Raw genomic sequence first — 7188 nt, 5'->3', positions numbered from 1 at the left:
GCTGCTCCACCCCGCGTCCGTGGATGCGCACTATACACCTGGCACGTGGTGATGCAACCCCTTTTTGCACTAAACCAGTGAAACCCTGCAACAGTTGCTGAATAATGTCGCATCTGGATGAAAAAACATACAGATGTGAAGGTGATGGCGGGCGGCAGATTTCATTCTGACCAGGGCTTTGCTATCGTCGCCGGGCGAACAACCGACAACAAGAGAGAGTCATGAACGGACACCGGGTAAAGTATGCACTCACTGGCGCATTTCTGGCGCTATTAGCAGGTTGTAGCTCGAAGCCGACCGATCGCGGTCAGCAATATATTGATGGCAAGCTGGAGCAACCGCTCGGGCTGGTCAATGAGCCCAATGCCAAAGGGCGTCCGGTTAACGGGCAGGACTTCGGCCTGCAGGTGCAGCAGATTCAGTCCGCTTCGTCGCGCCTGTTCAGCCGTAATAATGGTACCTACAGCGCTATTCAGAACTGGCTGCTTTCAGGTGCAGATACCCGTCAGCTGCGTCAGTTCGGCCTGAATGCGTTTCAGATGGAAGGCACAGACAACTATGGCAACGTGCAGTTCACCGGTTACTACACGCCGGTAGTGGAAGCGCGCTACACCCGACAGGGTGAGTTTCAGTATCCTATTTACCGCATGCCGCCGCGCCCGCGCGGGGCGAAACTGCCGAGCCGCGCCGGTATCTATAGCGGCGCGCTCGATGAGCGCTACGTTATCGCCTGGAGCAACTCCCTGATCGACAACTTTATGATGGATGTGCAGGGCAGCGGCTACGTCGATTTTGGTGACGGACGTCCGCTGCGCTTCTTTGGCTACGGCGGTAAAAATGGCTGGGCTTATCACAGTATCGGTAAAGAGCTGATCGATCGCGGCGAAGTTAAACGCGAAGATATGTCGATGCAGGCCATCCGGCAGTGGGCTGAGGAGCATTCACCGCAGGAGGTGCGTGACGTACTGGAGACTAACCAGTCCTTTGTCTTCTTTAAGCCTGAAGAGTATGTGCCGGTGCGCGGCGCCAGCGCGGTACCGCTGATTGCCAAAGCGTCGGTGGCTTCTGACCGCTCCCTGATCCCGGCGGGCACGGCGCTGCTGGCAGAAGTGCCGCAGCTGAATGCCAAAGGTAAGTTCAACGGTAAGTATGAAATACGTCTGATGGTGGCGCTGGACGTCGGTGGCGCAATCAAAGGTCAGCACTTTGACATCTACCAGGGCGTGGGTCCGGACGCCGCACATCTGGCTGGCTTCTATAACCACTACGGCCGCGTCTGGGTACTGAAGGCGGCTCCCGGCGCCGGGCAGCCACTGTTCAGCAATGCGCAAAACGGCAACAACGGTTCACTGCTGCTCGGTGCAAATTGATACACTGACAGCCTGCTCTCCGCGGGAGAGTGACATTATCGGGTGCGCCACGCGGCGCACCGCATTCCGGAGTAAAGGTCAGATATGAAAGTGGTAAGCGACGCCTGGCGACAGCGCTTTGGCGGGACGGCGCGTCTTTATGGGCAGGAGGCGCTGCAGCAGTTTGCAGAGGCGCATTTCTGCGTAATTGGTATTGGCGGTGTGGGCTCCTGGGCCGCTGAGGCGCTGGCGCGTACCGGCATCGGACACATTACGCTGATCGACATGGATGATGTCTGTATCACCAATACCAACCGGCAAATCCATGCGCAGCAGGGCAATGTCGGTCAGGCAAAAACAGAGGTCATGGCCGCGCGCATCCGCGCCATCAATCCAGAGTGCGTCGTGACCTGCATTGACGACTTTATCACGCCGCAAAACACCGCAGAACTGCTCTCTGCCGGCTTTGACTATGTGATTGATGCCATTGACAGCGTGCGGCCAAAAGCGGCGCTGATCGCCTGGTGCCGGCGCAATAAGATCCCGCTTATCACCACGGGTGGGGCAGGCGGACAGATCGATCCCACGCAAATTCAGGTCAGCGATCTGGCGAAAACTATCCAGGATCCGCTGGCGGCAAAACTGCGCGAGCGCCTGAAAAGTGACTTTGGCGTAGTGAAAAACAGCAAAGGCAAACTGGGGATCGACTGCGTATTTTCCACTGAAGCGCTGGTCTATCCGCAGCCCGACGGCAGCGTGTGCGCTTCGCGCAGCACGGCAGAAGGTCCGAAGCGTATGGATTGCGCTGCGGGCTTCGGTGCGGCAACGATGGTCACCGCCACGTTCGGGTTTATCGCCGTATCGCACGCGCTGAAAAAATTTCAGGCGCGCAGGGCGCGTCAGGCTGACTGACGCGCCGCGCGCGTTACCGCCTCTGCCAGCGCCTGCAGGCCGCTGCTGCGTGACGCGCTAAGCTGCGCACGCAGCCCCAGCGTATCAAACAGCGCCAGCGGATCCTGCGCCAGCAGCTGTGCCGGTGTTTTTCCTTCAGTGGCAGTCAGCAGCACAGCCAGCAGGCCGCGCACAATTCGTCCCTCACTGTCGCCATAAAAATGCAGCGTGCCGTCAGGCAGCTGCTGGCTGCTGAGCCAGACGCGGTTTTCGCAGCCGCTCAGCTCAATGTCCGCACATTTCAGTTCATCCGGCAGCGCCGGCAGCTGACGGCTGAGCTGAATCAGCTGCCGGTAGCGATCTTCCCACTGCTGAAAGCGGGCAAACGTGTCGGTCAGCCCTTCTGCGGTAATGGTATGGCCGAAGGGATGGGGCGCGAGCAGGGTTGTCATAAGCTTATTCACCTAAAAGATCCACGGCGCAGTGCATGGCGCGCACCAGCGCATCCACATCCTGCAGGTTATTGTAAGGCGCGAATGAGACGCGCAGCGTGCCGCTGACGCCCAGGGCGGTCATCAGCGGCTGCGCACAGTGCTGTCCGGCACGCAGGGCAATTCCCTGTTCAGCCAGCAGCGTGACGATATCGCTGTGGTGGATCCCGGCAATGTCAAAGGCGAGCAGGCTGGAAGAGCCGCAGCGGAAGCTGCGAAAACCGGGCAGCGCGCTCAGCTGCTCTTCGGCCAGGCAGGCGAGCTGCTGGCTCCACATCTCCGCTTTTTCCTGATGATGGTGTGACAGCCAGCTCAGCGCTGCGCTAAGACCCACCACACCCGCCACGTTGGGTGTGCCGGCTTCAAAGCGCCACGGCACAGGCTGCGGCGTAAATCCGCTGAAGTCGACCTGCGTCAGCATTTTGCCGCCGCCCTGCCACGGCTGCATCGACTCCAGCAATTCCGCTTTGCCATACAGCACGCCAATACCCATCGGACCATAGAGTTTGTGTCCGGAAAACGCATAGAAGTCAATATCCAGCGCCTGCACGTCAGGCGGGCAATGCACCACGCCCTGAGCACCATCCACCATGACCTTTGCGCCTGCCTCGTGTGCCAGCGTGATAGCCTGCGCCAGATCCGGACAGCCGCCGGTGACGTTTGACATCTGGCTTACGGCCAGCAGGCGGGTGCGCGCGTTGATCAGCCCCGGCAGCAGAGTGATATCGGGCCGGCGATCGGCGCCCAGCGGCCATTTCACCACGCTGGCACCGCTTGCCTGAGCCACCATCAGCCACGGCACCAGGTTAGCGTGATGCTCCGCCTCGCTGACGATGATTTCATCGCCCGGCTGCAGGCGCGGCGCCAGCCAGCTGTATGCCACCAGATTAATCGCTTCGGTGGTTCCGCGCGTCCAGACAATCTGCCGATCGTCAGCGGCGTGCAGCCACTGTGCGACTACGCCGCGCGCCTGTTCATACTGTGCGGTCAGTGCACGCGCCGCAGCAAACTGACTACGGTGCACGGTGCCGGCACTGAGCGAATAGAATTGGGCGGTGGCATCAATGACCGCCTGCGGCTTGAGTGCCGTCGCAGCACTGTCGAGATAGACGCCGGCATCGTTCAGCGCAGGAAACTGCTGACGAAAGGTGCCAGGGGAGAAGATGGTCATATCGGGCCCACTCCGGTGATTTAGGGCCAGCCGTAACAGCAGGCTGCTGGCTGGCAAAGCTGTAAAAGCGCGTTATGCTCATTATGGCAAGGTTTGAACCGAAACCCGCATAACCCGTTCGCCATTTTCAGCTCTGGTTTCAGGCTGATAGCGTAATGTCGTGGCTGCGGGAGGTTTAATGCAATCAATCTGCAAGGAGATAGAAGATGAACAAACTTACCGCAGTGCTGGCTGTCTGCACCATGGCGTTTACCCTGGCGGCCTGTTCCAGCAACTATGTTATGCACACGAACGATGGCCGCACGATTGTCGCTGACGGCAAGCCAAAAGTTGATGATGATACCGGTATGATCAGCTATAAAGATGCCAATGGCAATGAGCAGCAGATTAACCGCTCCGATGTGAAAGAGATGGTTGAGATGGGGCAGTAAAATTGCGCAAAAAAAAGCACCGCAATTTGCGGTGCTACATAAAATCACTTTGGACAGACAGGGTAAATCTCAGGAATTAAAAGTTTGATCTGCAAGTTTCAGATCAAAAAATGCAAACACAACATCACGACCACAAGCCAAAAGCTCTCCAAAAGTCTGCGATCTCTCGCACGTTTTCAGAAAACTTTTCGTTCCGGCTCTGGAAGTGCGGCAACTATAGGTATTTGCTGGAGCTTCCTCAACGGACAAATTATAATGTCTCGGATTAAAAAATCTAATAGCTGACGACGTTGTATAAGTTGCAGTTTTACACTATGAATCCACCTGTGGAAAACCATGTCTAAACGCCTTCCGCCGCTCAATGCTTTACGTGTGTTTGACGCGGCTGCCCGTTATCTGAGCTTTACCAAAGCCGCTGAAGAGCTGTTTGTGACCCAGGCGGCAGTGAGCCATCAAATCAAGTCACTTGAGGATTTTCTCGGACTCAAGCTGTTCCGCCGCCGAAATCGCTCGCTGCTGCTGACGGAAGAGGGGCAGAGTTACTATCTCGATATCAAAGAGATTTTTTCAGCGCTTAACGATGCGACCCGCAAGCTGCAGGCGCGCAGCGCTAAAGGTGCGCTCACCGTCAGCCTGCTGCCCAGTTTTGCAATTCAGTGGCTGGTTCCGCGTCTCTCCAGCTTTAATATGGCTTATCCGGGCATCGACGTGCGTATTCAGGCGGTAGACCGCGAGGAAGAGAAGCTGGCAGACGATGTTGACGTCGCTATCTTCTATGGCCGCGGCAACTGGCCGGGCCTGCGGGTGGATAAGCTGTATGCTGAATATCTGCTGCCGGTCTGCTCGCCGCTGCTGCTCTCCGGGGATAATCCGCTGAAATCGCCCGCCGACCTGGCGCACTTTACACTGCTGCATGATGCGTCGCGTCGCGACTGGCAGGCTTATACCCGCCAGCTGGGACTGCAGCATATCAATGTGCAGCAGGGACCTATTTTCAGCCACAGTGCCATGGTGCTGCAGGCGGCGATCCACGGGCAGGGTGTGGCGCTGGCTAACAATGTGATGGCAGAGAGTGAGATTGAAGCGGGTCGCCTGGTCTGCCCGTTCAATGATGTGCTGGTAAGTAAAAACGCTTTTTATCTGGTTTGTCATGACAGCCAGGCAGAACTGGGTAAAATAGCCGCCTTTCGTCAGTGGATTCTGGAAAAAGCCGCCACCGAACAGGAAAAATTCCGTTTTCGCTACGATCACTAAGTTACCGTTCGCTGCACAGTGATGTGCGGCGGGACCATGAGGATAGTTCGATGTCCAGTCGTGCCATGTTTATATTTGCAGCCATCAGCGGTTTCGTGCTGGTGGCGTTTGGTGCGTTTGGCGCGCACGTATTGAGTAAATCGCTGGGGCCATCTGAAATGGCGTGGATCCATACCGGCCTGGAATATCAGGCTTACCACACGCTGGCGGTAATGGGACTGGGTGCTGCGATGCTGCGACGCGCCAATATCTGGTTTTACTGGAGCAGCGCAGCGATGGCGCTGGGTACCGTTCTTTTCAGCGGCAGTCTTTATTGCCTGGCGCTGTCGCACCTGCAGTTCTGGGTGTTTGTTACGCCGGTAGGGGGGCTGTGCTTCCTGACCGGCTGGTTTTTGATGTTGATTGGCGCGCTGCGTCTGAAAACAAAGGCAGAACGCCATGAATAAAGTATTACTCTATTGTCGTCCCGGGTTTGAAAAAGAGTGCGCGGCAGAAATCAGCGCTAAAGCAGCAGAGCGGGAAATCTACGGTTTTCCGCGGGTGAAAGAAGAGTCGGGCTATGTGCTGTTTGAGTGCTATCAGCCGGAAGATGCAGAGAAGCTGCTGCGCTCGCTGCCGTTTGCTGAACTGATTTTTGCCCGGCAGATGCTGGTTGTCGGCGAGCTGCTGCGCGATCTGCCCCCGGAAGATCGCATTACCCCCATTACCGGCATGCTGACCGGAGTAGTGGAGAAAGGGGGGGAGCTGCGCGTCGAGGTTCCGGACACCAATGAAGCCAAAGAGCTGACCAAATTCTGTCGCAAACTAACGGTGCCACTGCGCGCCAGCCTGCGCGCCAGCAATATCCTGCTCAACTATGAGAGTCCTAAGCGGCCGGTGGTGCACGTATTTTTTATTGCACCGGGCACCTGTTACGTGGGCTATTCACTGCCGGAAAACAATTCATCATTCTATATGGGGATCCCGCGGCTGAAGTTTCCTTCCGACGCGCCCAGCCGCTCAACGCTGAAGCTGGAAGAGGCATTTCATGTGTTTGTGCCGGCAGATGAGTGGGACGAGCGTCTGGGAAGCGGTATGTATGCGGTCGATCTCGGCGCGTGTCCGGGCGGCTGGACCTATCAGCTGGTGAAGCGCAGCATGTGGGTTTATGCGGTAGATAACGGACCCATGGCCCCGAGCCTGATGGATACCGGACAGGTTACCCACTGCCGTGAGGATGGGTTTAAGTTTCGTCCACCGCGCAGCAATATCAGCTGGCTGGTATGCGATATGGTAGAAAAACCGGTGCGTGTGGCGACATTGATGACTGAGTGGCTGGTAAACGGCTGGTGTCGTGAAGCGATTTTCAACCTCAAGCTGCCGATGAAAAAGCGCTATGAAGAGGTTACCCAGAATCTGGCAATGATGGACGAAGCGTTAAAGGCGCAGGGTATTAATGCTCAGATTCAGGCACGTCAGCTGTATCACGATCGCGAAGAGGTAACGGTACACGTCCGGCGCATCTGGGCTGCAACAGGCGGCCGCCGCGACGAGCGCTGATTTGTCAGGCCGGGGCGTCATCACGTTCCGTATCTGCATCAACACGGGCGCCATTAATGGCG

At 57.1% G+C, this 7188-nt stretch carries 8 protein-coding genes; 6 read left to right on the top strand and 2 right to left on the bottom strand.

Annotated elements, in window-relative coordinates; all coding sequences use genetic code 11:
- Nucleotides 1–221: 221 nt before the first annotated feature.
- Together mltA and tcdA are read left to right on the top strand one after the other, a co-directional pair.
- The gene (gene mltA / locus B3041_RS01145) at nucleotides 222–1370 is read left to right on the top strand and encodes a murein transglycosylase A (protein WP_292968612.1); all 1149 of its coding nucleotides are present in this window, start codon (nucleotides 222–224) and stop codon (nucleotides 1368–1370) included.
- An 84-nt stretch (nucleotides 1371–1454) separates the two neighbouring features.
- Complete coding sequence (gene tcdA, locus B3041_RS01140) at nucleotides 1455–2261, top strand: tRNA cyclic N6-threonylcarbamoyladenosine(37) synthase TcdA (protein ID WP_065648296.1); 807 nt, start codon at nucleotides 1455–1457, stop codon at nucleotides 2259–2261.
- Here the strand turns inward: tcdA and csdE are convergent.
- Entirely contained in the window at nucleotides 2249–2692 is a 444-nt protein-coding gene (gene csdE / locus B3041_RS01135; protein ID WP_065648375.1) for a cysteine desulfurase sulfur acceptor subunit CsdE, read from the bottom strand. The two genes, tcdA and csdE, sit on opposite strands and share 13 nt — an antisense overlap.
- 4 nt (nucleotides 2693–2696) lie before the next feature.
- On the bottom strand, nucleotides 2697–3902 hold the full coding sequence (gene csdA, locus B3041_RS01130; protein WP_292968609.1) for a cysteine desulfurase CsdA: 1206 nt from the start codon (nucleotides 3900–3902) through the stop codon (nucleotides 2697–2699).
- 206 nt (nucleotides 3903–4108) lie between these two features.
- Between csdA and B3041_RS01125 the strand changes: the two genes are divergently transcribed.
- From B3041_RS01125 to rlmM, 4 genes are all read left to right on the top strand, one after another.
- On the top strand, nucleotides 4109–4333 hold the full coding sequence (locus B3041_RS01125) for a YgdI/YgdR family lipoprotein (protein WP_039379928.1): 225 nt from the start codon (nucleotides 4109–4111) through the stop codon (nucleotides 4331–4333).
- Between the two features lie 336 nt (nucleotides 4334–4669).
- On the top strand, nucleotides 4670–5587 hold the full coding sequence (locus B3041_RS01120; RefSeq protein WP_039379926.1) for a transcriptional regulator GcvA: 918 nt from the start codon (nucleotides 4670–4672) through the stop codon (nucleotides 5585–5587).
- A gap of 50 nt (nucleotides 5588–5637) precedes the next feature.
- The gene (locus B3041_RS01115) at nucleotides 5638–6033 is read left to right on the top strand and encodes a DUF423 domain-containing protein (protein WP_065648298.1); all 396 of its coding nucleotides are present in this window, start codon (nucleotides 5638–5640) and stop codon (nucleotides 6031–6033) included.
- Complete coding sequence (gene rlmM, locus B3041_RS01110; RefSeq protein ID WP_065648299.1) at nucleotides 6026–7126, top strand: 23S rRNA (cytidine(2498)-2'-O)-methyltransferase RlmM; 1101 nt, start codon at nucleotides 6026–6028, stop codon at nucleotides 7124–7126. Before B3041_RS01115 ends, rlmM begins: the two co-directional genes overlap by 8 nt.
- Nucleotides 7127–7188: the final 62 nt, after the last annotated feature.

Origin of the sequence: Pantoea sp. UBA4549 (assembly GCF_002387285.1) — a bacterium.
In the GTDB taxonomy this organism is placed as follows: Bacteria; Pseudomonadota; Gammaproteobacteria; order Enterobacterales; family Enterobacteriaceae; genus Pantoea; species Pantoea borealis.
The sequence above is the reverse complement of the archived record's forward strand: the minus strand, read 5'-3'. Positions and strand labels throughout refer to the sequence as shown.